The following is a 26111-nucleotide window of genomic DNA, read 5'->3' on the forward strand; positions in this document are numbered from 1 at the left end:
CGGACGCGCAGTCGTTCCAGCGTACCATGCGGCCCCAAAAAACAAGGTGCGCTTCCTGGAATTGATGGAAGGCGCACGGCGAGATCGTTCATTTCACGACAAAGCGACCTTGGCGGCCTCCACGAGGTCGCGCGCGCCTTGCGCGAGCATGTCCTCGGCGAGTTGCGCGCCTAAGTCGGCGCACTCGTCCGGCTCACCCTCGATCGTGGCGCGGATGACTTTGGTGCCGTCGAGCGCGCCGACCCAGCCTTCGAGCAGCAAGGTGCCGCCCTTGACGTTCGCGAAGGCGCCCACGGGCGCGAGGCAGCCGGCGCCGAGCCCCGCGAGGAACTCGCGCTCGGCCGTCGTGCGGTCGTCGGTCGTCCGGTCGTGGATGGCGTACGCGACTTCGATGGACAGATCGTCGTCGCTTCGCGTCTCCAGCGCGAGCGCGCCCTGCCCGGGCGCGGGAAGCAGCACGGCGGGATCGACGAGTTCGTCGATGCGGTGGCGAAGGTCGAGGCGGATGAGTCCGGCGGCAGCGAGAATGATGGCGTCGTAGCCGTCTTCGCTCACGGCGGCGAGGCGCGTGTCCACATTGCCGCGCAGATCGCGAATTTCCAAGTCGGGTCGCACGGCACGCAAAAACGCCTTGCGCCGAACGCTGCTCGTGCCGACGCGGGCGCCCGAGGGCAGCTCGGCGAGTTTCTTGAAGCCTTCCTTGCCGATCAAGACGTCACGCGCGTCGACGCGCTTGGGAATGCTGGCGATTTCGAGGCCGTCGGGCTGCTCGGTCGGCAAGTCCTTGAGCGAGTGGACCGCGATGTCGATACGGCTGCTTAGCAGCGCGTCCTCGATGTCCTTCACCCACAAGCCCTTCTCGCCTTTGGCAGCGGTGACGAGCGCGCGACGATCACGATCTCCTTTCGTGGAGATCGTCTGGATTCGGAAGTCCGTGTCCGGCCACTCTTCCTTGAGACGCGCGACTACCCAGCGAGTTTGAGCGAGCGCCAAGGAACTGCCGCGGGTTCCGATGGTAATGGAACGCATAACATCGGTCATTATAGGCAGTTCGCCGCGCCGTGCGGGACATCCCGCCTTGGCGAAGGCTCCACGTTGAGCGGGCACGACCCACGGCGGCGCCGCCGTGAAATCGCTGGGAACGGTCGCCGCGAGGCGCTCGCGCGCACCTCGGCGGGCATTCAGCCCAAAAGAACTTCGACTTGCGAGCGCGTCGGCAGTGCGTCTTGCGCGCCGCGCTTCGTGACGGAAAGGGCGGCGGTGGCAGACGCGAAGCGCAGCGCTTCGGGCAGCGAACGGCCCTCGGCGAGGGCGGCGGCGAATCCACCGTTGAAAGCGTCGCCCGCTCCGACCGTATCGACCGACTCGACGTCGAAAGGGTCGACCGGCAAGACGCCGCGCTCGTCCACGTAGAGCGCCCCTCGATCTCCGCGCTTCACGACGACGCTTTTAGGGCCTCGCGCCAGCAAGTTCCGAGCGGCTTGCAGCGCCCCGTCGAGCGTCGACGCGTCCACGCCCGACAAGAGGCGCGTCTCCGTCTCGTTCGGCGTGAGGAAGTCCACGAGGCTCCACAGCGCGCTCGGCAGATCGGTGGGCGCCGGGGCTGGGTCGAGCATGACGAGCGCGCCCTGCTCTTTGGCGATGCCGGCGGCGGCCACGACGACGTCCAAGGGAATTTCGAGTTGCAGCAGCAAGAGATCGCCCGGCTTTAGGCGAGCTTTCAGGCGGGCGAGATCGTCGGCGCCGACCTCGCCGTTCGCGCCGGGCACGACGACGATGCGGTTTTGGCCGTGCTCGTCGACTTCGATCAAGGCGACGCCCGAGGAGCCGAGCGTGGGCGTCACGCTTCCGATATCGACGTTCGCCGTGGCGAGCGATTGCAGCAAGGTGTCGCCGAAGGCGTCGCGCCCGACTCGTCCGACGAAGGCGACGGGCGCTCCGAGCCGACCGCACGTGACGGCTTGATTGGCGCCCTTGCCGCCCGGCACGGTCTCGAAGGTGTCGCCGAGGACGGTCTCGCCGACGTTGGGAAGGCGCGAAGCGCGCGCCACGAGATCCATGTTGACGCTGCCGAACACGACGATGCTCATGCGCGAAGCATACCCTCGCTCAAGACTGCTCGTACTCGGCGCGCAGCTCCCAGCGGGTGAGGTCGCGCCATCGCCAGGTGGCGAACCCGACGATGCCGAGGGTGACGAGTCCGCCGAGCACGGTCGCACGCACGACCCCGAGGAAGTGCGACGCGACGCCGCTTTCGAGGGCGCCGATCTCGTTGCTCGTTCCGATGAAGACGAGGCTGACGGACCCGACGCGTCCGCGCATCTCGTCGGGCGTGCGCGTTCGCACGATGGCGCGGCGAACCAGCATGTTGATTCCGTCGAAGATTCCGCTCCACGCGAGGGCGATCAACGACAACCAAAAGAATCGCGACACGCCGAAGACCATCATGGACAGGCCGAAGCCGCCCACGCTGACCAGCAGCCACCAGCCGGTATGCCGCAAGGGTGGGCGGCGTGTCATCCACAGCATCACCAGCAAGGCCCCGACGGACGGAGCGGCCAGCAGGACGCCGAGGCCTGCCGGACCGACCCCAAGAATGTCGCGCGCGAAGATGGGCAGCAGCGAGATGGCGCCGCCAAACAGCACGGCGAGCAAGTCGAGCGCCATGGAGCCGAACAGCACTTGATCCTTGAAGACGAAGCGCAAGCCAGCCTCGATGCTCGCGCGAACGCCTTCGTGCGAGCGCGGCGCGGGAGGCGGCACGGGCGGCATGCGCTGCAAGGCGAGCCACGACGCTCCGTACAGCACGGCCATGATGAGGTACAGGCCGCTCGGGCCGAGCCGAGCGAGCAAGGCGCCTCCCAAGATAGGTCCGGCGATGCCCGCCACTTGCCCGACGGTTCCGAGCCAGGCGGACGCGTTGACGTAGACGCTTTGAGGCACGATGCGCGTCTCGAAGGCGGAGGACGCGGGATCGCCGAAGCCGCGCGCGAAGCCCATCATGACGACGAGCAGGTACAAACCGGCGACGGGCGTGGACGGTCCCGCCAGCGAGAGCGCCGCGAACAGCAAGGCGGCGACGATCAGCAGACCGCGCGTGACGAGCAGGATGCGGCGACGGTCGAGGCGGTCAGCGAAATGTCCGCCGAGCAGCGCGAGGCTCAGCGACGGCAACGCCGAGCACAAGCCCAGCACGCCGAGGGCGAGGGCGCTGTTGGTAAGCTGGTAGACCTGGTAGCCGATGACGACCGAGAAAGCTTGTCCGGCGAACGAAGCGCTCGCGGACGACGTGAGCAGACGACGAAAGTTGGGATAGCGAAGGGCGGCGAGAGAATCTTGAGGCGTCGTCATGGGTTGCAAACCTCGTCAGTCTACCGCACTCTCCGCAGCGTCCCTCGAAGTATGAGAACAAATGAGCTTGACAGATTATGTTTGACGCGTAACAATGGATGAGTTGCACACTGCAGGAGGACGTATGCCCACACCGCTGTATCGCCACGGAGATGTCCTGATCGCCCTCGTGCCCGCCTTGCCACTCGGCGCGCGACCCCGCCCCGATCTCGTCCTCGCGCCCGACGAGTTCGGCGGTCACCGCCACCGCGTCGCCGAACCGACGGCGGCTCGGCTCTTTTCGCACGGCGATCTGACCTTCCTGCAAGTCACTGCCGAACGTGCCACCGTGATCCACGAAGACCACCGGCCGATCGAACTGCCGCGCGGCACCTACCGAGTGTGGCAACAGCGCGAATACACGCCCGAACGCGTCCGGATCGTGCTGGACTGATCATCTTCGCACACGGGTTCGGCGTCTTCAGCCCGCGAACCCGTGCGCCTCGCCCCGACTGCGCGAATACAGGGTGATCTCATCGGCAAGCGGAGGGTCCGCTTTCGGTCTCGACATCCAGTTTCCAAGCGAAAGTCACGTAAAGGGCGCGCCCTCCATCGTGGAGCGCTTCGAGTCCTGGGGAGACGAAACGTTCTACCGCGCGGTCAACGCCATCGCCGGACCGCGTTCGTCATGGATCACCTCACCACCGCGCCGCCGGGCAAGTCGTACCTCGCGAGCGGTGACCTCTGATGCTTCGTTCGTGCTTCGTTCGAGCGACTTGAAGGTCACGCGATCCGCTCGCCGCCCACGTACACCTCTAATACCCGAAGCGCCTCGTCCAAGACCACGAAGTCGGCGCGCAAGCCGACCTCGATCCGTCCCCGATCCGAGAGACCCAGCAACTCGGCGGGCGTGCCGCTCAGCATCCGCGACGCTTCCTCTATCGGCACTCCGACCTTCACCGCGTTTCGAAGCGCCACGTCCAAGGTGAGCACGCTGCCCGCGAGCGTGCCGTCGACGAGAGTGGCGCGCCCGTTCTTCACGAACACCTTCTGCCCGCCGAGCTCGCTCTCGCCGTCCGGCAAACCCGCCGCACGAATGGCGTCCGTGATGAGCAGCAAGCGGCCCCGTTTCGCCGCCCGCGCCGCGAGAAACGCTCCCGAGTACACATGATGCAAATCGAAAATCAGTTCCGCGAATGCGGCCTCGTCGGCCAGCAAGGCGCCCAGCACGCCCGGCGCGCGTCCCATCAGCCCGCTCATCGCGTTGAACAGGTGCGTACCCGACACCGTCCCGCCTTCCTCGCGCACGGCCGCCGCGACCCGGACGGCGTCCTCGTACGCTCCGACGGTGTGTCCGAAGCTCACGCGCACGCCCGCACGCGAGAGCTTCCTCGCCGCCGCGTCCATGCCTTCGAGCTCCGGCGCGACCGTCGTCAAGCGCACGACGTTCAACGCCAACGCTTCCTCCAAGAGCGACGCGGACGGCAAGATCGTCTGCGGAGCCTGCGCGCCCAGCCGCTTCGGACTGATGAACGGTCCCTCCAAGTGCGCGCCGAGGACATCCGCGCCGCCCTCCACTCCACGCGATCGAACCTCCGCCACGCCTCGCAACGCGCTCATCACATTGGACCAGGGGGCCGTCACGGTCGTCGGGAGCATGGACGTCGTGCCGTGCGATCCGTGAAAACGCGCCATCGTCTCCACGCCCCGCTCGCCGTCCATGGTATCGCCGCCATTTCCGCCGTGCACGTGCACGTCGATGAAGCCCGGCAAGATGTACCGACCCGGAGCGTCGCCCGCCTCTATGTCCTCGATGGTCCGCCCGAAACTCACCGCGCCCGTCACGAAACCGCGCGACGTAAGAATTCTTCCCTGCAAGCGCGTGCTCATGAGGCTCATCATGACATTCCGAGCTGAAACGGCGTACGAAACACGCGAAGACTGCTAGCGTGAAAGCATGCTCTTCGACCGCGAGCAACTTCAGGCGCACGAACGCGCCGTCCTCGCGCCGTACGCCACCTTCTCCGACGCGTCGCGCGGCCGCGCCCACCCCGAACCCGAAGTGCTCGGTCGCACCCCCTTCCACGAGGATCGCGAGCGCGTCTTGCACACCGCCGCCTTTCGGCGCCTGCAGTACAAGACGCAAGTCTTCGTGAACTTCGAGGGCGACCACTACCGCACCCGCCTCACGCACACCCTGGAAGTCGCGAGCGTCGCACGCAACGTCAGCGTCTCGCTCGGCCTCAACGAGACGCTCGCCGAGACGATCACCCTCGCCCACGACCTCGGCCACTCGCCGTTCGGTCACGCGGGCGAACGCGCGCTCAACGAACTCATGCGTGAACACGGAGGCTTCGAACACAACCGGCAAAGCGTCCGTGTCGTCACGAAACTCGAAGAGCGTTCCAGCGCCCACCCTGGCCTCAACCTCACTTGGGAGACCTTGGAAGGGCTCGCGAAGCACGAGCCCCTTGCCGAAGGCGACCGAACCGTGGGGCGGCCCAGCCTCGAAGCGCAACTCGCCAACGTCGCCGATTCGGTCGCGTACAACGCCCACGACCTCGACGACGGCCTGCGCAGCGGCCTGATTTCGCCGCGCGACTTGCGCGACGTCGAACTTTGGATGTACCTCGTGCGCCGACTCGGCGTGGACGAACGTGACTTCGGCGACCGCGAGCGGCGCGCCGTCACACGCGAACTCCTTAGGTGGATGACCGACGACCTCATTCGAGAAAGCAACCGCCGCTTGGAAGACGCGGGCGTTCACAGCCCCGAGGATGCGCGAAGCCACCCGGCGACGCTCGTCTGCCACTCGCGCGAAGCGCGCGACCTTCTCGCCGACCTCGGCCGCTTCCTCTTCACACACCTCTACCGTCACCATCAAGTCGTGCGGCAAATTCACCAAGCCGAGCTGATCCTCGGCGCCCTCTTCGACGCGTATCGCGCCCGCCCAGCCCTCTTGCCGCCCAACGTTCGCGCGCGCGAAGCTACCAGCGGATTGGAGCGCACCGTTTGCGATTACCTCGCTGGAATGACCGACCGCTTCGCGACCGACGAGTACCGTCGCCTCTTTCAGCCACGCGCCTGGTGACGGTAAAGCGCGCAGCCGTTGACAGCTTGTTCGTCCTCTGCTAGCCTACTATCCGCTTGACCTGCGGGAGTAGCTCAGCTGGTTAGAGCGCACGCCTGATAAGCGTGAGGTCGGCCGTTCAAGTCGGCCCTTCCGCACCAAGAGAAAACCCCGTCTTTGGCGGGGTTTTTTATTTTGACCGTGACTGAGTAGGAGTAATGAAGTGAGCGGCGACTGTAGTAGGGCTAGCTCGCTGCCCATTTCCATAGTGGTGTTGCACGGCAACGAGGCACGAACCCTATAGCTCTCGTGCTGTCTACAAAGATGAAGCCGCGCTCAACCCCTACGGCGTTCCCACCTACTCTTGTTGGATATCCTCAACAACAGCCTCATGACCTCCGATGCCAACTCATCCTCGCGTAGGCACGACCCGCTCTTCGAACACGAAGGCGAGATGGCAGCGCGCATGCGCGACTTCGACTGGACTGCCACACCCCTCGGCCCGCCCGACACCTGGCCGAGCGCCCTGCGCACCTATGTCCATCTGATGCTGACGTCCAGGCAACCGATGTACCTCGCGTGGACGCCCGACCTCATCGCGCTGTACAACGACGCTTACCGCCCGATCCTGGGCGCGGACAAGCATCCGAAGGCCCTGGGGACGCGTACCGCAGACATCTTCGGCGACGACGGTTATCCGGGACTCAAGCCGGTGTTCGACGCGGCGCTCCGAGGTGAAAGCGCCGCGTTCGAGAACCTCCTCGTGCCCCTCGTGCGCCACGGGTACTTGGAGGAGGACTACTTCGACGTGAGCTTCTCCCCAGTGTACGTGGGGACGCAGGTCTACGGAGTGTTCTCGTCGGTCACCGAAACTACCGAGAGGGTCCTCAGCGCACGCCGCACAAAAACCCTCGCGGCCCTCGCCGCCACCCTGCTCGGCGCACACGACCTCGCGCAGATCGTGCAAGCCACGCTCGACCTGGCTCAGCACAACCCTACCGACTTGCCGTGCATGTTGCTGTACGTGCCCGCCATCTCAGGAGAAGGGCAACTGGCCGACGCGGTCGGCTGGCGCGACGAAGACCTCGCCGAGTGGCGCACCCGGCCCTCGACTTGGCTCACCGAACGTGAAGCGCGCGTCGTCCCGATCACTCCCGTCGCGGCGGGGCCGTGGCCGGAACGGGTGACGCACTTGGTCGTGCTGCCCCTCGCTTCCAGCGACGAGCAAGCACAGTTAGGCGTGTTCGCTGTTGGCCTCAATCCACGCAAACACCTCGACGACGCGTACCACGATTTTCTCCAGTTCTTCAGCGCCCAACTCACTTCCGCATTGCGCAACGCCCACCTCACCGAGGAGTTGCGGGAGCGCAACACCGATCTCGCCGCGCGCAACCACGCTCTAAGCGCCTTCGAGGAGTGGACGCGCGACCTCACCTTCGACCTCGACGCAGACGAGTTGATCGAGCGGGCGCAAGCGCTCGTGAGCGATCTGCTGCCCCTCGACGCCGCCGCGTATTACGAGCGCGAAGGCGACCGATGGTTCTTGAAGCACCTGCGAGGTGAGTACGGCAACGAAGACCTCCGACGCGCTCACGAGCAATGCTTGCCGCACGCCACGACCGACAGCATGCGCATTCCGTTCGAAACAGGCGAAACGTTCTACCAAGACGCGTACGACGTGAGCACCGACAGCTTGCCGGAGCACACCGCGCACGTGAGCGCCACCGTCATGATGCCGCTCAAGACGACCCGAGGCGTGCGCGGTATTTTCGGCTTGGCGGTGTTCAGTCGTTCAGGCTGGACGACTGCGGAACGCGCCATTATCGAGACGGTGGGGCGCAGCTTGAGCCTCGCACTCGACCGGGCGGAAAAGATCGCGGATCTCGCGCGGGAACGCGCCTTGCTCGCGAGCGCCAACGAGGAACTCGACGCTTTCGCGTACAGCGTCTCGCACGACCTTCGAACGCCGGTGCGACACATCATGGGGTTCAACGAGTTGCTGCGCAAATCGTTCGGGGCGGGGCTCGACGCGAAAGCCACTCGGTATTTGCAGGTGGTGGACGATGCGGCGGCGCGCATGAATACCCTCATCGACGCGATGCTCGACTTGTCGCGCACGTCCCGCTTGTCGTTGCGCTGGGGCATCGTGGACCTCAGGGCGATCGTGTCCTCGGTGCGGGCCGAGTCGCAAGCGGACGTGCTGGAGCGGCACGTGACGTGGCGGGTGTCCGCGTTGCCGCTTGTGACGGCCGATCACGATTTGCTGCGTCAGGTGATGGTGAACTTGCTCTCGAACGCGCTGAAGTACACGCGCACGCGAGAGGAAACGGTGATCGAGGTGTGGGCCGAGGAACGCGAGCGGGAGTGGGCCGTGTTCGTGCGGGACAACGGGGTGGGCTTCGATCCGCGCTACACGGACAAGCTCTTCGGCGTGTTTCAACGCCTGCACCGCCAAGAAGAATTCGAGGGTACGGGCGTGGGGCTCGCGAACGTGCGGCGCATCGTGCAACGCCACGGGGGGCACGTGATGGCACAAAGCACGACGGGGCAAGGCGCGACGTTCGGCTTCACCTTGCCGAAGCACCCCTGACGGCGCTACGTGAAGCCGGCGGTTTCGACGGGTTATACAAGTAAACCAATGTGGACGGTGGACTAGTGCAAGCTCGAGGCGGCCCGTTGCGAGGGCTTCGGGGGCGCGAAGAGAACTGGTGCTTTGGCCCGCACTTCGTCGTCCAAGACATGCCGGTAGATGTCGAGGGTGATGCTCACCTTCATATGACCCTTATGGATGAGAATCCTGCTCACCACCTTCCTGTGAAAACGCCAGACGGCTCGCCTTCAGCACGTCGTCACCCTCTTGAGGGCGAAAATGGCGGGCGCGTTCGCTGCACAGTACGTCTTCTGCTGGCCTTCGTAGGCACCGTTCCTCGTTGCCTGACCGACTTCACTTCTGCGTAGATCATGTGCGCTGATCGTCAAGGCATGGAGCCTTCTTGCGCCTCCTCGATGAACTTCGGCGAGACGGCGCTCCAAAGCACGAGTGCGAACAGCACGCTCACGGGAAGCCACAGCGCCCCGAACCCCAACTTGGCATGACCCAGACCGCCGCCGACTTCGCCGATGGCGAAGCACAACCACAAAGAGGCGAGACGACGCGCCTCCCGTCCCGCTTCGCGCAATCCTGTGAGGCGCGCCGCGATCATCCGCCCGAACTTCGCGAGCGTCCCGGGAACGTACGTGACGCCCACGTTCCCGAGGTCGGTGCGGCTCAGCGCGGCGTTCTGCACCCCCATTGCAAGCACCGTCAGTACGAACGCGGGTGAGAGCTCGTTCCCGTCGTCCGGAAGCATCGCGGCGCCGCCGAGCAGCAACGCCTCGGTGAGCCGCACCACCCGGAATGCGCGGCGGACCGCCTAAAATGCGACGAGCGCGCCCACGCAGGCTCCACCTACATAGAGCAGGATCGGAAGAAGGCTGAGGGCCGCGCCACGCACGTCGCTCCGAGCGGCCTCCACACTCATCTGCGTGGTATTCCCGCTCATGAACGACACGAACACTTCTGAAAAGCGGAGGAACCCGACGGCGTCCACACAACCGGCCGTCGCGGCCAACACCCATGTCAGTGCGCGTAGGAAGCGCCCTCCTCGGAGGGCGCTTCGCGCTTCAGGGGCGCCTCGTTCACGATCAGTCGAAGGGCGTGGCGCTGGCAAACTGCTCGGTGGTGAGCGAGAAGCCCCAGCACTGCCGCGTGTTGAACACCACCGCCTGCTGGCAGAAATCCGGGCTGGACGTCGCACAGGCGTCTTCGAGCAGTACCGCGTTGTAATCGCGGAAGTACGCGTCCTCCATCGTCGTCGAGACGCACTGATCGATGTTCACGCCCGCCAGGAACAGGGTGCTGATGCCCTGCGTGCGCAGCACTTGGTCGAGGTGCGTGCCGTAGAAGCCGCTCATGCGCACCTTCTCGATGTGGATGTCCTCGTCGCGCATCAGGATTTTGAGTTCGTCGATCATCTGCGCGCCCCAGGAGCCCTCGGTGAGGACCTTTCCATGGTCCAATTCCTGGCCGATGCCCTTCTGCGAAGGTTCGTGCTTGAACGAGTACAGCGTGGGCGCGCCAAGGTTGCGCAAGTCCTCTCGGTTGTGCCAATACACCCAGATCACCCACATGCCGCGCTGACGCGCAACCTCGAGCGCCCGCACGACCCCCGGAATCGCCTCGCGGCAACGGCGGTAGTCCAAGCCGGACGCGTCCGTCCAACCGCCCGGAGAGCAGAAGTCGTTCTGCATGTCGATGATCACGAGGGCCTGTCGATCGACGCTGTCCACGAACGGTTTGAGCTGCGCGTCGAACCGCAGTAGGCCCTGTTTGCCTCGCTGAGGAGCGAGATGAACGTAGTCCTCGTGAAGGTGCCAGCGATCGGCGCTCGCCGCGAACTGCACTCCGCCGTCTTCGGCCTCGGCGTAGATTTCCCGGTGATGGCTCTGCTTCTCGGTCATCTCGTCTCCTTTTCGCCCTGCACGATAGACGGCGAGCGCCGAGTGGCGAGGCAAAGAAGGCTCAAGTGCGCGTTCATGCACGGCCAAGTCCAGCTCTCCCCACTTCTTCCAAGGATGCCTTTGGACGCTTCTCAACCCACCCACGGAAGTTCGTGTGACACTCCACGTACCCTACCGAGGAGGTCGCGCGCGTGAATCAATCCGAGGATTTCAATCAAGTCGACACGGTCGGCCGAGCGCAACGCCAGGAACAAGCGCAGGATCACGACGAGGCCTCCGCTCACGACCATGGCGGTGATCGGCCCGGCGATCAAGGAGAGGGGGGCGTGGGAGCCGACCGAAGTTACGGTGATTTCCCCGGTTTCCCCGAGCACTCGCCGAGCGAGCCACAAGCGCCCGGAGAGGATGGAGTGCCGGGCATCAGCGACGTGGACCGAAGTTACGGTGACTTCCCGGGCTTTCCCGAGCATTCGCCGGACGAGCCCGCTGAGTAAGCGTCGGAAGATGATGCGAACAGTCACGCGCACCTTCACCATGGATGAGGGCACGCTCGGCGAGGTGCGCACGCGCCCATACGGAAGTGCCTGTCAAGAATGGTCGAGGTTTACGCTGTAGGGCGGTACGTTCCCAAGGCGCGGTACTTTCCGAGATTCAGGGCACGTGGCGGCACACCGAGACTTGGATGGTTCCCTGAGGGGCCGTGGGAAACCGCAAGAGGACGCGGTCGAGCGGGCCCGGCGGTAACTCGAGGTAGAAGGTGCCGGTGTTGCTCGTTCGGGAGTGGAGCGCCGTCTCGGCTCCGTTCAAGTTGACCGTGCGAATGGCGCGGTCGGTCAATTGCAGGTGCACGTAATCTCCGGTCGTGACCGTGACGGGGGTGGGCAATGGCAGCGACGTCTCGGCGGCGAGTGCCTCCACGGTCCCAGCGAACACTCGCCGCGTACCCGTACAAGGGCCTTGAACGGCGGCCGCCATTCGGGCCAGGAAGCCGGGCTGGATACCTCCGGTCTCGAACGACCAAATCAGGAAGCGAGGAGGAGCCGCGCGGTAATTTCCTGAAAGCAGGTAGGTTTCCAGCGGCGCGGTCGCTGCCCCGCCGGGCACGGAGTGGTTGACAAGGTCGCGTTGAAGCTTTTGGCGCAGCAGGGTGGCGAACGTCGACTCGACGCTGTGACTGTCTCCGACGAGGGCGATGCCGGGCTCTTCGGCGTCCAGCAGGTCGCCCCCGGCGCCCGTCGTTTCCGTCACGAGCGACACGTACGGTTCGGGCGGCAAGATCTGACCGCAATACTTCTTGACCATGGCGGCGAAGGAACCGGGATACAACGCGTTGTACCGGCGCACCTTCGGCTCGAACGCCGGTAAGTCGCGGTAAGCCGCTCGACTTCGCATCTCCTTGGCGAGGTCCTCGGCGACCAGTTCGGCGAGACGCGGCGTCCAATGGTGATCGTAGCGGAAGTAGAGCGCCTGACCGCTCGTGTCGGACAGGCCGAGCGCCACGACGTTCGACGCGTACACGCCCGCCGACCGAAACGACGCGATGTACTCGGCGTAGCGCGAACGCAAGAAGTTGATGTCGGTCGGACGGCGCAGCGTGGCGACGTCGACCTTGTCCCAAGTCACGAGGCCCTTTCCGGGAATCACCACCATCAGCAGTTCGGTGCCTTGGGCGCGCAACGCGTCACGAAAGCGGATGAACTCGTCGCGCATCCGTCCCGTCAAGGCGGGCGGGCTGTTCTCGAAACTGTAATACCCGAACAGCCAGCCGTCCTTTCCTTGATTGACGAGCCGCGCCCAGGTGTCCTCGGGCGCGTACCGCCGCGCGTCGAAGGCCGCTTCGCAAATCGGCGTGACGGCGGTCGGCGCGGCGCTTTGCGCGGCGGACGTGGAAGCGAGCGTCCACGCTCCGAGCGCACTCAACATCGTTCGGATGGCGGCTCGCACGGGATTTCGCTTCATGAGGCATCCTCCTAGGGGTGTCGAGCGGCGACGTCGGAAGCCACCGCTTCGGCAAAGTCTTGAGCGACGAACCGTTCGGGAATTTCCCAAATCACCAGCTTCGGGGGCGTGTCGGCGAAGTCCGGGCCGCTCAGATAACGTGCCATGGGAATCGCTGGACCGACGCCTTCCTCGGCGGCGTTGAGGACGTCCGCTCGCAACGCCTCGGCCAGCCAAGCGGCGAATCCCCAGCGAGAAGCGGCGCTGTAACTCGTGCCCACCAAGACCACCGGCACGTCTTCCTCGCCCAGCAAGCTCGATTCGCCGAGCCGCTCCAACCGCACCGTCGGCACGTCGTCCGGTCGCGGCCCGAGACGCTCGCGCCACGGGCCGAGCGGGACGAAGCGCGTGAGATCCCCAGCATACGGTACCCGGTTCAGCGTCCGCACGGTGAAGTCGCTTCGGGGCAACTTCGAAGTGAGCCGCGTCACGTACCCGGCCACAGCCCGCGCGGCGGCCCGAGCGCCGAACGGAGACCAGTGCGTGTCGGTTCGTAAAAAGACGGAAGCGGTGCGTTGGGCAGCGATCAACGGGCCGCTCAAGTCCAAGGCGTTCACGCCGACGTCGCTCAAGCGGGCCGTGAAGCGCTCGGCGCGTCGGCTCACGGACGACGGAAGCGCGTAGCGCCCGAGGTGATCGCGAGCGAGCCGCGCTTTGGCCGGCACGACGACGACGAGCAAGCTCGCGTCTCGCGCCGACAACTGCCGAGCCACCTTCGCTACGAAGGTGGCGTTGCGGTCCATCTGACGTGTTTCGTCACGTGCCCTCGAGAACTCCTCGGTGGTGTACAGCCAGCCGTTGCGTCCCACCAGCGCGCCCGGCCGCGCTTCTCTGAATACGAGGTAATCGAAGGCGCCCCAGGCCGTCACGCCCCAATTCCGAAGTACCAACGATCGGTCGAGGCTTTGCTCGGTGTCCTTGGCCCACGTTCCACGGAGCAAGGTCGTGCGGGAGACGTCGGGGCCCAGCTTCAACGATGGAAGCGCGAGCACCGCGCCGACCGTCAGGCAGGCCAGGAAGTAGACGCCGGACGCCCACGCGACGCTCCTCTCTCGCGCCGTCTCGGCGTTCGGGGGAGGTCCGACTGACGAATTCTCGGAAACATTCACCGTCACACCTCAAAACTGGAAGTACAGAAAGGGCGTGTACGACTGAGCGTTGAGCTTCAGCACGCTCAAGGCGAACAAGGGCAGCACGACGAAAGCGACGGCGCTTCGCAACGCGAAGCGCATCCCGGCCTTCTTGATGTTCAAGGCTTCGCTCCAGCGGGACCACGACGGCGAGACGAACACGAAGGCGAGCGCGAGCAGCATCACCGCCACTTGGCTTCCGCGCACTTGCCAAGCGAGGTCGTCGCTGAGGGCCAAGCCGTTGAAGCCGAACAACCCTCGATAGACGGTCCAAGCCGAGCCGACACTTTCGGCTCGAAACAACACCCAGCCGAGCATCACCAGCAGCAAGGTGCCGAGCATGGCGAGGACGGGCGGCTTGGAAGTCCTCGCCGAGGCGTTCTTCCCGGCTTCGCCATGCCAGCGTTCGAAAGCCAGCAGACTGCCGTGCCACGCGCCCCACAGCACGAACGTCCAGTTGGCTCCGTGCCAAAGGCCGCCGAGCACCATGGTCAACCACAAGTTGACGTAGGTGCGCGCGCGGCCTCGGCGGTTTCCACCCAAGCTGATGTAAAGGTATTCGCGCAGCCAACTGGACAAGCTCATGTGCCATCGACGCCAAAACTCGGTGATGGAGCGGCTGATATAAGGATGATCGAAGTTCTCCGGAAAGCGGAAGCCCAGCATCAACGCGAGGCCGATGGCCATATCCGAGTAGCCGCTGAAGTCGAAGTACAACTGCAGCGTGTACGCCACCGTGCCGAGCCAAGCGTCGGCCATGCTGGGATTCGGCAAGTCGAATGCCTGACCGACGAGCGGCGCGATGGTATCGGCGATCAGCACCTTCTTGGCAAAGCCGATCATGAAGCGGTGGGACCCTTGCCCGAACAACGCGAAGGAATGGACGCGCGAGCGGAACTGCTCGGCGAGCAAGTTGTACTTGAGCACCGGACCGGCGATGAGGTGCGGAAACAAGGCGATGAAGGCGGCGAAATCGATGAAGTTGCGAGTCGGCGCCGCGCCGCCACGGTACACGTCCACGAGGTACGAGATCGCGTGAAAAATGAAGAACGAGAGCCCGATCGGAAGCAGGACCGGCGCCCACGCGAACGGCTGCAATCCCAAGGAGCTCACCAGGGTGTTGAACGACGACACGCCGAAGTTGGCGTACTTGAAGTAAGCCAGCACGGCGAGGTTGCCCACTATTCCGGCGCTCAACCAGGCACGCCGTCGAAATTCCGGAGCGCGTACCATTCCCAACGCGACGAGGTAGCTTGCGAGCGTGACGGCGAACAGCAACGCCAGAAAATCGAAGCGCCACCAACCGTAAAACGCGTAGCTGCCCGTCAAGATCCAAGCGCTCTTGGCGCGAAATGGAAGCAGGAAATAGACGGCCAGGAAGATCGGCAGGAAAACGAACAGGAAGATATTGCTGCTGAAGACCATGTCGACCGCTTCAGGGCCGCAGCGTACTGTTGCGTGTGAGTGTGGCCGACGTCTTCGTCACGACGACCGAATAGGCCGCGCCGCGTTCGAGTTCCACTTCGCGGAACGTTTCGATGGCCTTTCCGGCGGCAAACACGGCGAAGGTCACGCGGACGCCGTTGACGAGCCTCTGCGCCGTCAGGCCCCGCTTGACGTCTTCCAAGACGGTGGTCTTTCCATCGGCGGTGCGTAGGTCGACGCGTTCGTGCTCTCCGAAGTTGTACAGCACCACCAGCGCGCGGCCGCGGTTGGTCACGTCGGGATCTTCCACGAGACGCGGTGATCCGTCACCCACCACGACCGAGTAAAACCGTCCGGCGGCCACGCGTAACGTCTGCCGGACCGCGCCTGAAGCGACCACGACGTTGCCTTGTCGCACGACTCGGTAAGGGCTGGGATTGCCGGACGGCACCGAGACGGCGGCCGAACCGAGGGTGGCCGTGACGTCGCGCGCGGCCGTGTTGATCAGCCGAACGAACGCGCTGTCGGGAGGCGGGGCCGCTTCGTACAAGCCGTCGTCGGTTTGTGCCGAGGAGGGCGAGAGCGACAAGGACAGACCGAGCCCCAAGGTCAGCAGTGCGGGCATCCACGGCCGCTTCGCCGCGTGCCGGGGAGACGTGAAGGTCGGTTGGCGTGATGACTGAGCGCGTGATCGGGCATTCCACATGTTCGAACCTCCAGCAGAAGGAGAGAGGCACGCCGCCGAAGGGGAATGCGTATGAGAGGTGGATGCGAGCCCAATGCAATTGACGAAGGTGAGCAAAGCGTAGTCAGCCGATTTTCGCTGCTTTGTGGCTTTGGTCACACTGTGTTGTTTTGACCAACACGGCTCTCTCGCTTCGCTCCGAAGTCAATCGTCCCGATCAATGCGTTGAAGGGCGGCGTGGAACCGCGTCTCGTTCATGATGGCAGCGAACACTCGCATCCACGTCCGCTTTCCTGTGATAAGCGTCGGTCGCTCACCGAAGGCGTGTGCGGCGCCCAAACCATACCGGGGGTGACGCACTGTACGAATGACGCTTCGAGCGCCACCGCTTCCGACTTTCCGTACTGTGGCGGTGAGTCGGAGAGAGGAGAGGCCTGTCTCACCCTTCTCTTTCGTCGTGGATCGACTCAGCACGAAAAGCAGCTATAGATTCGCGTTGCCGCTTCGCGCTCAAGATTCGCTTCGCAATAAACCGTGACCTTCAAAGCCTTGTCTTGTGCGTACCGTGGAATTGTTGCTGCCGATGCAAGGGCAGCAAGGTCAAGGTGAACACGCACGGCCTACCCAATTGCCCGAGCGCGTCCAAGAATTCATCCACGATCTCTTGAAGAGATCTCGAATCGGCCTTCGTCGAGGCGGAAGGGAGCCGCTTCAATCGGCGTCCTTCAGATTGGTTCTGCAAGATTTCTGTGATTTCGGCAGTGACAATATGGCTGCGTGATGTTCAAAACTCATCGTGCCTGTAAAGGCACTCTGCGGGTGGCTTTGACGGCCGCCCTTCTGACCGGTGTCGCCGACGCCGCTACCCTCAAGATCGCCACCATGAGCCCGCTGACCGGGGAGTTGAGCGCCATCGGAGTGGAAATCAAACGCGCCACGGAACTCGCCATCAAAGACCAAGCACCCGCCTTTCGCGCCTTGGGGCACACGGTGGTGCTCGCGTCGTTCGACGACAAAGGCGCGCCCGTCACGGCCGCGCAGGAAATCAAACGCGTGATCGCCGATCGAAGCATCCTCGGCGTGGTAGGGGCGTACAACTCGGCGGTGTCCAACGTCATCGGGGAAGCCACCGCGGCGTCCAATCTCGCCGTGATCTCCCCGGCGAGCAGCAACGACGCGTTGACCACCCAAGGATGGACTCATTTCAGCCGTCTGGTGCCACCCGACAAGTCTCACGCGGTCGCCGCGTTGAACTACATGACGACTGAACTCGACGCCAAGACCGCTTACGTGATCTCCGACAACACCGGCTACGGCAACGGCCTGACCAAGACAGTGATGGCCGAGATGAAGAAACGCGGTGTGAGCGTCGTCAACTTCGTGGGGGTTTCCACCGAAGAGGAAGCCGCCGCTACCGTCAAGAAAATCAAGACCGCCGATGTGGACGTGGTGTACTGCGGCTGCTACGAGAACGTTCTGGCTCCAGTCCTCAAGAACCTGCGTGCCGAAGGCGTCAAGGCTACCTTCATGGGCGCTGGAACTCTTGACTCTCCCAGCTTTGTCAAGCGCGTGGGCATGGACGCGCAAGGTGCCGTGTTCACCACCGGCTTCGGGCCGATCACGTCGTTCACCAGTGCCAGCGGCTTCATCGAGAAGTACAAGACGGCGTACGGCACCGTGCCAAGCGGGATGGCGGGCTACGCGTACGACGCGGCCACCACCTTGCTGTTGAGCATCCGCACCACGGGCGGCAGGGGAATCCCGAGTCGGGCCGATGTGGCCGCCGCGGTTCGCAAAACGAACCTCCCGGCTTGCCTTAGCACCGCCGCCGGTAACTGCGTGACGGTGTCGGGCGCCATCGGCTTTGCCCCGGACGGCGATCGCGACCGTTCTCGCCTGCTGGTCATGAAGTTCAGCAACCTGCTGCAACCTCAAATCGAAAAGATCTACATCATCAACGCCCAGTAAGCCCCTGAAGTACGCTTCCCTTCTGCTTTTCAGCGCCTCGGGCACCCCGGATTCGAACGTCGGCGGGGCGCCCGAGATTGGCATTCGCGGTGGGAACCTCGCCGACGTGACGTCGTCCGCGACGCCGAGCGGCGTGATGCGGACCAGCATCCCCTGAAGGCAAGAGGTGGAAAGGAACGTCCCATCACTTTCTGCAGCTACGTCGCCTGGCCTTGAAGGCTTCCCTCGTCACTGGGTGCGCATGTAGGCGTGCTCTTCACGACGGACGCGGCGGGGAACACGCGTGGTCTTCCTTCAAAGCTCGATTTCACCTCCAGGATCGACAGAACCTCGACATCCACGCGCTTCAGGCGCATCGATTGCTCTTGTTGCGCGCCCAAGGCTCGCCATCGACGAGCATCGTGCCGTTTTGCAACGCGATGGGCACACGCGTACGACTTCCGTCCTGCATTTCCAGCAGCACGACGGCCGTCGACGCTCCCGTCGGAGCGACACGCCAACGTCCGAACGCTTCCTCATGGCTGGGATTCGACAAGTTCATCCCAGGAAACTCCGTACCTCCCGGCACGCTCACGCTCGCGTTGAAGGCACGGAAGAAGGCGTACTGCCCGTCGGAGCAGAAGTGCGCGGACTGCTCCGACGTGTGATTGGCGCTGGAGCTCACCTTGCGCACCATCATGCCTTTGAGGGCCTCCTGCCACTGCCGTACGAGGTTCCCCTGCTGCGGAGCGGTGAAACGAATGGAACCGATGAGGCCGTCGAGCACTTGCGCGTCGACGCGCTCGTGAGACGCCCGGAAGAGCACGGCGATGATGGCGTGTCCATGCGGCCCGATGAAGGCGCGTGCTTCGCCCAGCCACGCCTGAGCGGCGAACGACGCGGTCACTTGATTTCCTCGCGTTTGTGGCGAGCGTGTCACGGCCAATTCGAGGTCACCGAACACGAGCGGTTGCGACAAGGACTCCTTGATTTCGGCGGCGGACGCGTTGGGTTGGAACGTCACGAGGATGGCCACGTCCCGGTTTCGATGCTTCTCTCGATGAGGCAACTGCCGGGGAGCATGGTCCTGCCAACGGCGAGTTGATTCGCGAGCGTTCGAACGACCTGGGGCGCAACGTCGAGGAGCGTCCGTCCTCGAGGCTGACAAGCTCGAGTCACGAGGCGCCGTGAGGCAAGAGGCACGTGCGCACGCGCGCCTTGACCTCCGAGGACGCGAACGACGCATCCACGGCCATGAGGTTGCACGCCAAGAAGTCACTCGCCGTCCAACCGAACGTGCGTGCGAGGCGCTCGTACTCCTGTGTCAAGGTGACATTCGACAAGGTGCGCGTATCCGTATTGACGCTCAACGCGACGCCCGCGCGGCGCAGTCGGTCGACCGGGTGCTCGGCCAGCGTCGGGAACACGCCGATTTGCACGTTACACGACGGGCAGAGTTCGAGGTGGATGTCTTCGCGCTTCAAGTGTTCGATCAGCGCGTCGTCCTCGATGCTGCGCACGCCGTGCCCGATGCGCGAAGGACGCAAGTGTCGCAGCGTTTCCCACACGCTCTGCGGCCCGACCGCCTCACCCGCGTGCGCGGTGCGGTGAAGTTCCTCGCGCACCGCGAAATCGTAAGCCGCGACGTGCGCGGTCAACGGGAAGCCCGCCTCGTCTCCTGCCAAGTCGAGCGCCACGACACGCGTTCCTCGCCATTCGCGCACGAGCCGCGCCGTCTCGAAACTGGTTTCGGCATCGAAGTGCCTCAGAGAGCACAAGATGACGTTGGCCTCGACGCCCGTTCGCGCCACGGCCTGCTCGACGGCGTCATTCACGATCTGCACGGCGTCACGCGCCGTGAGGTCTCCTTGAGCATGCAAAAAGGGCGCGAAGCGCAGTTCGGCGTATACGACGCGGTCGCGCCGAAGTTGCTCGAACACGTCGTTCACCGCGAGGCGAAGCGCCCGCGCCGTTTGCAGCAGTTCCACACTGCGCGGCGCGCACCTCAAGAAGTCGGCGAGGTTCGTGCATTTCGCGGGCGCGACGAACTGAGACTCGAACTCGGCGCGCGTCACGGTCGGATCGAGGAGGTGCACCGTCTCGAAGCTCAGCGAGCAGTCGAGGTGCAGGTGCAACTCGACTTTCGGCAGGGCGGCGAGGCTCGCCGGGGTCTCGTCGTTCACGGCGTCGGCGTCCTTGCGGCGACGGCCGCGTGCAGCATCGCGAGAAAACGCTCGCGGTCCACGCGCAGCACGACGTAGACGTTCGGAGCTCGGCGTGTCGTGCCGATGTGGTCGACGACCGTTTGCCCGGTCGTGAGCTCGCCGCGCGTCTCGACATCCACGAACAGGCGGCGCGCCTCGGTGACGATGGCCGGGTCGAGGGCGACGGCCATCGCGATCGGGTCGGGCAGGTCGAAGCCTTCGATCTGCGTGTTTTCGCGCGCCCAGCGGTCGAGCACCGCTTGGATGTCCACGGAGAAACGAGCGAGCGGCGTGCCGACATCGCGCAGCGTGGCGATGTCGCGCGGTGAGAACATGGCGAATTGCCACGACACGTCCCAGCCGATCATGGTGAGCGGAAGGCCCGAAGCGAACACGATCTTCGCGGCCTCCGGGTCGGCCCAGATGTTGTACTCCGCGACAGGCGTGATATTGCCGTGCATCTGCCCGGTGCCGCCCATCACGTAGCAGGCCGCGACTTTGTGCGAGATGGAGGGGTCGCGCAGCAGGGCGGCCGCGACGTTGCTCAGAGGCCCCAAGGTGACGAGGGTGAACTCGCCGGGGTGCCGATTCACAAGGTCCACGAGGACGTCCACCGCGTGGCCCGGAGCGGGCGCGCGGCCCACGAGAGGCAGGCCAATGTCGCCCATTCCGTCCTCGCCGTGAATGTGCTGCGCGGTGTGCAAGGGGCGCAGCAAAGGCTTGTCAAGCCCTTCGTACACGGGGACGTGCGCGCCGCACAGTTCCAAGGTGTACAGGGCGTTTTGCACGCCTTGCTTCATAGGCACGTTGCCCGCGACGATCGTGATCGCCTCGACGTGCACGCCTGGGTGCTTCAAGGCCATCACGAGGGCGACGGCGTCGTCGCTGGCGGTGTCCGTGTCGATGATCATTCGTTTCACGATAGTCCTCCGGGAAAGGCTTCGAGTTCAGCGCGGGTGAGCATGGCCGCCTGCGCGCCTCCACTCGTGCAGACGAGGGGAGCGGCCGAAGCGGAGGCGACGAGGGCCGAGGACGCCCGAGAACGTCCCCGCAGCCCTGCCTGGGACGCCGAGCGTCACGATCGCGGTGTGCGCGCACAAGCGCTCGGCGACCTTGGTCCCGTGGCCTCCTTGCACGACGAGGTCGCGCGCTTCGCCGTGGTCGGCGGAGGTGACTCGAGTTGCATCAGCAGGGGAGACGACGCCGTAGGGGTCATGTTCGCCGCTGGCTTTCGCGATGACGACGATGGCGTTCTCGTCGAGGCCAAGCACACCGCCAAGGGTCACGTCGTGGGCAAGTCGTGCGGCGGCGAGCGCCTGACTTACATCCTTGCCGACGCCTGTCGAAGCGTCAAAGCGATCGCCTCGCGGCTCGCGCAGCTTCGGCAACGCGCGGACGCGAACGACGATGTCGGCGTTGACGGGGCCTGCCTCACGGGTCATGCGCACCTCCTAAGTCACACGTGTGACTTAGGCATGGTACGGCGTTTCCTTACAAACGGCAAGCGGTACGAGACTCAGCGGGGCGGCGCGGACGAGCTTCGAATGACCAGGCGAGTCGGGAGCACAGTCGGGGCCGCCTCGACGGTCACGCCACGCAACACGCCGAGCAGCGACTCGACCGCTTGACGCCCGAGTTCCTCGGGCTCGGCGGCGACCGTCGTGAGCTCCGGCTCGACGACGCGCGCCACGTCGAGGTTCCCGAACCCAACGACCGACAAATCGCTTGGAACGACGACGCCTTCTTCACGCGCCGCCTTGAGCAGCGCGGCCGCGAGCAGATCGTCGTCACACACGACGGCGGTCGGTCTCGGCTCGGCCCGCAGCAAGGCGCGGGCGGCACTTCGAGCGGCATCGAACTCGAGGGGAGCGCGCGCCGACCACGCTTCTCGCATCCCGAGGCCCGCCTCGGCGAGGGTACGCACAATCGCCTCGGCACGCACCGCGAAAGTGTCGTGCGCGAGATCCGCCGCGAAGTGACCGATCCGGCGATGACCAAGGTCGAGCAAGTGCGTCACGGCCGCCCGCATCCCCCCCGGCACATCCAGCAGCACCGATGCCATACCGTCGCGCTCGACCTCGACGAGTACGCACGCGCCGCCCAGCGCCTCGAACGAGACGCTCGACGGCGCACGCCACAAGACGAACCCGGACACCGCGTGCGAGGACAAGGTGTGGATCAAGCGCTCTTCCCAAGCGGCGTCCTGCTCGGCGTTCACGAGCAAGACGGCGTATCCGTGCCGCCGCGCTTCTCGCTCGGCACCCCGCAGGACGGACGCGAAGAAAGGATTGGAGGCTTGTGGCACGACGAGGGCGATGACGTTCGTGCGCCCCAGGCGCAACGAGCGTGCTGCCGCGTTGGGACGGTAACCAATTTCGTGCGCCGACCGCTCGACCGCTTCACGAACGGCGTCGGAGACGCGGCCTTGCGCTTTGCCGCTGAGCACGAGCGAGACGGTTGAGCGGTCCACCCCGGCGAGACGCGCGACGTCCGCACTCGTAGGCTTGCGCCGATTGGTCAGGTTCCGAACGTCCTCGCCCACCTTGCGTCAGCTTAGCGCGGAGACGAGAACGGAACTCGTGAACCAAAGCGAGAGCCGAGGCGTTTGCCCATCGACTTCTCTTCGCTCGGCGAGGGCAGCCTTCAAGCAAGCTCGAGCGCGCGGACAGAAGAGCCTCGACTGAACCGCGAGGCTTACCCTCGCCAAAAGCATCTCGACTCGCACACATCGGACCCCTCCTTCTCGACGCTCCACAAGAACTGCTCCTGCTCTTGATGTCGGCAGCAGAAAGCCCGTCATCGACGGGCTTTCTGCTGGTGCTTCGACTGTGCAGGGCCGTTCCGCTCCGCTCGTCAAGCATTCGGGCCGCGTGGCCCCGAACCTTCCTCCAATTGAGCACGCCAGCGCTCGGCAATTCGACCGGCGGTGTCCCGAGCGCCCAGCCCGAAGGCGAGCGCGAACGCCACAGCGATGGCGCCCAGCGTCAAACCGAACGCCAAGTTCACGATCTCGTTCGCGATGCCCATTTGCCGCAAGGCCATCGCTCCGAAGAGCGCCACGGTCGCCCAGCGCGCGACGCCTGCCAGCAACCGCGCGTTCGTTCCTCCCGCGCCACGCACGAGGCCCGCGAACAGATTCGCGAGAAAAAGCCCCACCGCGAAGATCACGAGGCCCAGCAGGATCTGTCCGATCAGCTGAATGAAGTTTCGCGAGAGGTCCGCGAGGTTCTGGGCGCCGAGCAACTCGAACGCGCTGATCAAGGCAAACAGGACGATGGCCCCTTGCGCAAAATAGCCGGCGATGACCGACGGCGCGGTCGCTCCCGTGATGTTGGCACCCAATCCGAGCGCACGAGGCAAGCGGTCGAATCCGACGTTGGCGAGCAGGCCCGTCACGATGCCGCTCACGACGCGCCCGACGAACCAGGCGATGCCGACCACCGCGACCGCCGCGACGATGTTGGGAAGGGCCGCGAGAATGCGGTTCAGCATATTGCTGATCGGCGCCGTGATCGCCTCGGCGTTCAACGCGTTCAGAGCACCCAGAATGACCGGGATGATCACGAGGCCGTAGACGATCAGCCCCAGCAGGTTCGACAGCCGCGTCGTGGGCGGAAGTCCGACGCGCGAGGTCACCCGGTCGACGCCTGCCGTGGCGGTCAGGGTGGTAACGAGTTGCCGCAGCAAGTTCGCGACGAAGAACCCGATCACGAGGATGAGCGCCGCGCCGATGATGTTGGGCAAGTAGTCGAGGATGTTGTTGATGAAGTTCGTGGCAGGAGTCAGGAGGGAGCGCAAACCGAGCGCGCCGAGCACGCCTGGAAGGAAGAACAGCAAGACGAGCGCGTAGACGATGCTTCCAATCGGGGCGGATACTCCCGGAGCGTCCGGTCGGCCTCGCGTGACGCGTTCGTCCACGCGGGCGCCGCGCAGCAACCTCACCGTCACAGCGCGGGCGATGGCCGCGACGATGAAGGCGACGATGATCAGCAAAATTGCCGTGAGGAGGTTGGGCGCGTAGTTGAGGAACTGATTGTAGTACGCGTTCAGGCGATTCACTCTGAGCTCACCTTGCCCTTTCTCCTACAGAGAGAGGCCAGGACCGGGCAGGGAAAGCAAACGGAACTACAGTGTGGGAGCACACCCAACTGGCGCTCAACAAGTGCTCAGAAGAGGTGAGAGGACCGGGGCCCGCCTCATGTCTCGAGAAGTCGAGCGCCTCCTTCACTCCGTGAGCGTGTCATCCAACAAGCTTTCCAGGAGAAGCTGGCTGTTCACGGCAGCCTCGATCCGACATGCCGACACCTACCGAGAGAAATTGGAGACTCAGATTCCTTGGCGGTGCGTCTAGACTTGCCGGACCAAGCAAAGGTCTCCTCCACGATCGAGGACACGATGAAGCCAGGGGGGACTGGAGGCTCGACGCCTTGCGACAACCCGTCGTAGCCACTCGGCCCACCGGCCTCGGTCGTTCGCTGCGCGGCTGCTTCCACAGTCCATCGCGACGCCAGACGCGGTGGTCGTGATCCACGGTCTGCCACGGCGGAAGGGTACAACGTCCTGCCGCGTCGCTCAAGGAACGCTCTGTCCCGCGCAAGCCGCGTCGGAATGGAGCGTCTTAGCATGAAGTCATGGTCGTCAGGGGCGTCCTCCTGCTTGCTCTCGCCTCGCTGGCAACGGGGAGCTTGCGCATCTCTCCGAGTCCTGAATTGACCCACCCGGCGAGGCCCGTACTCGCGACGCCACAACCCGCCCTCACGACTCCCGAACCTGCAACGGCCACACCTGTGACCCCGCCCACGGCGATCTCCACGCCTGAGCTTGCCCCGGTGACACCTGAGACCCCACCCGTGACGCCGCCACCGACGATTTCGACGCCTGAGCTTGCCCCACCGGGAACACCTCCGTCCCCACCGCAGCCCACCCCCTTGTCGACCGAGGCGCCAGCCGAGCCGCCGAACCCTGCCGTCAGGAAGAGCGATTCGGTCGAGACCCAACTCCTCGCGAACCTCGACGACTTGCGCGCGAGCGGTGTCACGTGCCCCGGCGAAGCGAGTGCGCGCACGAGCGGGCCAGTCACGGCCGATCCTCGCCTCGCCCGCGCCGCCCAGCAACAAGCGGAATTCATCGCCGCCTCTGGGCAGGTGGCGCACGAAGGACCAGACGGCACGCGTCCGCGCGACCGCGCCGCCGCGCAGGGCGTGACGTCCTCGGCGGTCACGGAGATCGTGTACTTGGGGCAGCGTGGTTCGTTCGACCGCGCCGTGACGTGGTGGCTCGACTCGCCCATTCACTGCGAGATCATCGCGGATGCCCGCTACCACTCGGCGGGTGTGAGCGTGCAGCATGGCGAGCACGGCACCGCGTACGTGGTGGTTTTCAGCGACAGGTCCGAGTAACGGCTTGGCTGACGAGTTCGCTTCCATCCTGTGCTCGTTCACGAGGCGCTGGAGTTTCGCAAGGCAGCAAAGTCGAGGACCGAGCAAGTCATGAGCACTTGTCGCCCAGAACTGCTGTACGTCACTTCAGGTGAGATACGGCACGGGCGGGTGATACATGCGCTTCACGGTGAACCGCTCGGTGAACTTCGCGCCCGTTTGAAAAGACGCTTCCCCTCGCTCGATCTTGAACCGCTCCATCGGAAGGTCACCGGTCGCCCCGTACAGGTGACGCGCGTAGTACCAGTACACTTGCGCAGCGACCTCGACCGTGTCCGTCACATCGACGTGGACGATCGGCAAGGTCGGGTCGGGCGTGCCGTACTGCGCGTACTGGTAGAAGTTCACGTTCCCTCGGTGTCCCTCGGGCTCCTCGCCTTCCGC

Annotated in this window: 21 protein-coding genes, 1 tRNA gene and 2 pseudogenes; 6 read left to right on the forward strand and 18 right to left on the reverse strand. The window is 64.8% G+C overall.

From position 1 onward, the window contains the following. Positions 1–93: 93 nt before the first annotated feature. From hemC to DES52_RS15315, 3 genes are all read right to left on the reverse strand, one after another. Positions 94–1029 carry a hydroxymethylbilane synthase gene (gene hemC / locus DES52_RS15305; protein WP_110887690.1) on the reverse strand — a complete coding sequence of 312 codons (936 nt, stop codon included), beginning with the start codon at positions 1027–1029 and terminating at the stop codon, positions 94–96. A 152-nt stretch (positions 1030–1181) separates the two neighbouring features. Beyond that, a complete protein-coding gene (gene rbsK, locus DES52_RS15310; RefSeq protein ID WP_110887691.1) occupies positions 1182–2090 on the reverse strand; it encodes a ribokinase in 909 nt (302 codons plus the stop codon). A gap of 19 nt (positions 2091–2109) precedes the next feature. Next, positions 2110–3351 (reverse strand): MFS transporter, encoded by a 1242-nt coding sequence (locus DES52_RS15315; protein WP_110887692.1) that lies wholly within the window; start codon positions 3349–3351, stop codon positions 2110–2112. A gap of 124 nt (positions 3352–3475) precedes the next feature. Between DES52_RS15315 and DES52_RS15320 the strand changes: the two genes are divergently transcribed. Next, complete coding sequence (locus DES52_RS15320) at positions 3476–3784, forward strand: hypothetical protein (protein WP_110887693.1); 309 nt, start codon at positions 3476–3478, stop codon at positions 3782–3784. A gap of 329 nt (positions 3785–4113) precedes the next feature. Here the strand turns inward: DES52_RS15320 and nagA are convergent, their stop codons facing one another. Beyond that, positions 4114–5220, reverse strand: a complete 1107-nt coding sequence (gene nagA / locus DES52_RS15325; RefSeq protein WP_110887694.1) for an N-acetylglucosamine-6-phosphate deacetylase — start codon at positions 5218–5220, stop codon at positions 4114–4116. Between the two features lie 67 nt (positions 5221–5287). Here nagA and DES52_RS15330 point away from each other — a divergent pair, with 67 nt between their 5' ends. The 3 genes from DES52_RS15330 (at position 5288) to DES52_RS15340 (ending at position 8990) form a co-directional block, all read left to right on the forward strand. After that, positions 5288–6421, forward strand: a complete 1134-nt coding sequence (locus DES52_RS15330) for a deoxyguanosinetriphosphate triphosphohydrolase (RefSeq protein WP_110887695.1) — start codon at positions 5288–5290, stop codon at positions 6419–6421. A 63-nt stretch (positions 6422–6484) separates the two neighbouring features. Beyond that, a tRNA-Ile gene (locus DES52_RS15335) sits at positions 6485–6561 on the forward strand. A gap of 293 nt (positions 6562–6854) precedes the next feature. Next, positions 6855–8990 carry a sensor histidine kinase gene (locus DES52_RS15340; protein ID WP_110887696.1) on the forward strand — a complete coding sequence of 712 codons (2136 nt, stop codon included), beginning with the start codon at positions 6855–6857 and terminating at the stop codon, positions 8988–8990. Positions 8991–9375: 385 nt separating this feature from the next. Here DES52_RS15340 and DES52_RS15345 read toward each other — a convergent pair. The 7 genes and pseudogenes from DES52_RS15345 to DES52_RS15380 all read right to left on the reverse strand — a co-directional run bounded on the left by DES52_RS15345 (position 9376) and on the right by DES52_RS15380 (position 16159). Continuing rightward, positions 9376–10197 (reverse strand): annotated as a pseudogene (locus DES52_RS15345) (YoaK family protein). Continuing rightward, positions 10085–10900, reverse strand: a complete 816-nt coding sequence (locus DES52_RS15355; RefSeq protein ID WP_110887699.1) for a cysteine hydrolase family protein — start codon at positions 10898–10900, stop codon at positions 10085–10087. The pseudogene DES52_RS15345 and the gene DES52_RS15355 overlap by 113 nt, the downstream one beginning before the upstream one ends. Positions 10901–11031: 131 nt before the next feature. Further along, positions 11032–11421, reverse strand: coding sequence for a hypothetical protein (locus tag DES52_RS15360; RefSeq protein ID WP_146237314.1), 390 nt, complete (start codon positions 11419–11421; stop codon positions 11032–11034). Between the two features lie 130 nt (positions 11422–11551). Beyond that, complete coding sequence (locus tag DES52_RS15365; RefSeq protein ID WP_110887701.1) at positions 11552–12859, reverse strand: alginate O-acetyltransferase AlgX-related protein; 1308 nt, start codon at positions 12857–12859, stop codon at positions 11552–11554. Positions 12860–12870: 11 nt separating this feature from the next. Further along, positions 12871–14007, reverse strand: coding sequence for an alginate O-acetyltransferase AlgX-related protein (locus tag DES52_RS15370; protein ID WP_170131082.1), 1137 nt, complete (start codon positions 14005–14007; stop codon positions 12871–12873). A 9-nt stretch (positions 14008–14016) separates the two neighbouring features. After that, the gene (locus DES52_RS15375; protein ID WP_110887703.1) at positions 14017–15453 is read right to left on the reverse strand and encodes an MBOAT family O-acyltransferase; all 1437 of its coding nucleotides are present in this window, start codon (positions 15451–15453) and stop codon (positions 14017–14019) included. Between the two features lie 10 nt (positions 15454–15463). Further along, positions 15464–16159 (reverse strand): alginate O-acetyltransferase AlgF, encoded by a 696-nt coding sequence (locus DES52_RS15380; RefSeq protein ID WP_110887704.1) that lies wholly within the window; start codon positions 16157–16159, stop codon positions 15464–15466. 759 nt (positions 16160–16918) lie between these two features. On the opposite strand from DES52_RS15380, the gene DES52_RS15385 reads away from it, so the two are divergent. Continuing rightward, on the forward strand, positions 16919–18106 hold the full coding sequence (locus tag DES52_RS15385; RefSeq protein WP_110887705.1) for a branched-chain amino acid ABC transporter substrate-binding protein: 1188 nt from the start codon (positions 16919–16921) through the stop codon (positions 18104–18106). A 346-nt stretch (positions 18107–18452) separates the two neighbouring features. Here DES52_RS15385 and DES52_RS15390 read toward each other — a convergent pair whose 3' ends face one another. The 6 genes from DES52_RS15390 to DES52_RS15415 form a co-directional block, all read right to left on the reverse strand. Then, on the reverse strand, positions 18453–19121 hold the full coding sequence (locus DES52_RS15390) for a hypothetical protein (protein WP_110887706.1): 669 nt from the start codon (positions 19119–19121) through the stop codon (positions 18453–18455). Between the two features lie 139 nt (positions 19122–19260). Further along, entirely contained in the window at positions 19261–20268 is a 1008-nt protein-coding gene (add, locus tag DES52_RS15395) for an adenosine deaminase (protein WP_110887707.1), read from the reverse strand. Beyond that, on the reverse strand, positions 20265–21200 hold the full coding sequence (locus tag DES52_RS15400) for a nucleoside hydrolase (protein ID WP_245901053.1): 936 nt from the start codon (positions 21198–21200) through the stop codon (positions 20265–20267). Before DES52_RS15400 ends, add begins: the two co-directional genes overlap by 4 nt. Positions 21201–21236: 36 nt before the next feature. Continuing rightward, complete coding sequence (locus DES52_RS15405; protein ID WP_110887709.1) at positions 21237–21731, reverse strand: carbohydrate kinase family protein; 495 nt, start codon at positions 21729–21731, stop codon at positions 21237–21239. Positions 21732–21805: 74 nt separating this feature from the next. Then, positions 21806–22831 (reverse strand): LacI family DNA-binding transcriptional regulator, encoded by a 1026-nt coding sequence (locus tag DES52_RS15410; protein ID WP_211317936.1) that lies wholly within the window; start codon positions 22829–22831, stop codon positions 21806–21808. A 311-nt stretch (positions 22832–23142) separates the two neighbouring features. Beyond that, positions 23143–24348 (reverse strand): mechanosensitive ion channel, encoded by a 1206-nt coding sequence (locus tag DES52_RS15415; RefSeq protein WP_110887710.1) that lies wholly within the window; start codon positions 24346–24348, stop codon positions 23143–23145. Between the two features lie 869 nt (positions 24349–25217). Between DES52_RS15415 and DES52_RS23020 the strand changes: the two genes are divergently transcribed. Next, entirely contained in the window at positions 25218–25688 is a 471-nt protein-coding gene (locus tag DES52_RS23020) for a CAP domain-containing protein (RefSeq protein WP_170131083.1), read from the forward strand. A 126-nt stretch (positions 25689–25814) separates the two neighbouring features. Here the strand turns inward: DES52_RS23020 and DES52_RS15425 are convergent. After that, a pseudogene (locus DES52_RS15425) lies at positions 25815–26111 on the reverse strand (hypothetical protein); the annotation flags it as partial.

The sequence above is a fragment of the Deinococcus yavapaiensis KR-236 genome, assembly GCF_003217515.1.
Lineage (GTDB): Bacteria > Deinococcota > Deinococci > Deinococcales > Deinococcaceae > Deinococcus_A > Deinococcus_A yavapaiensis.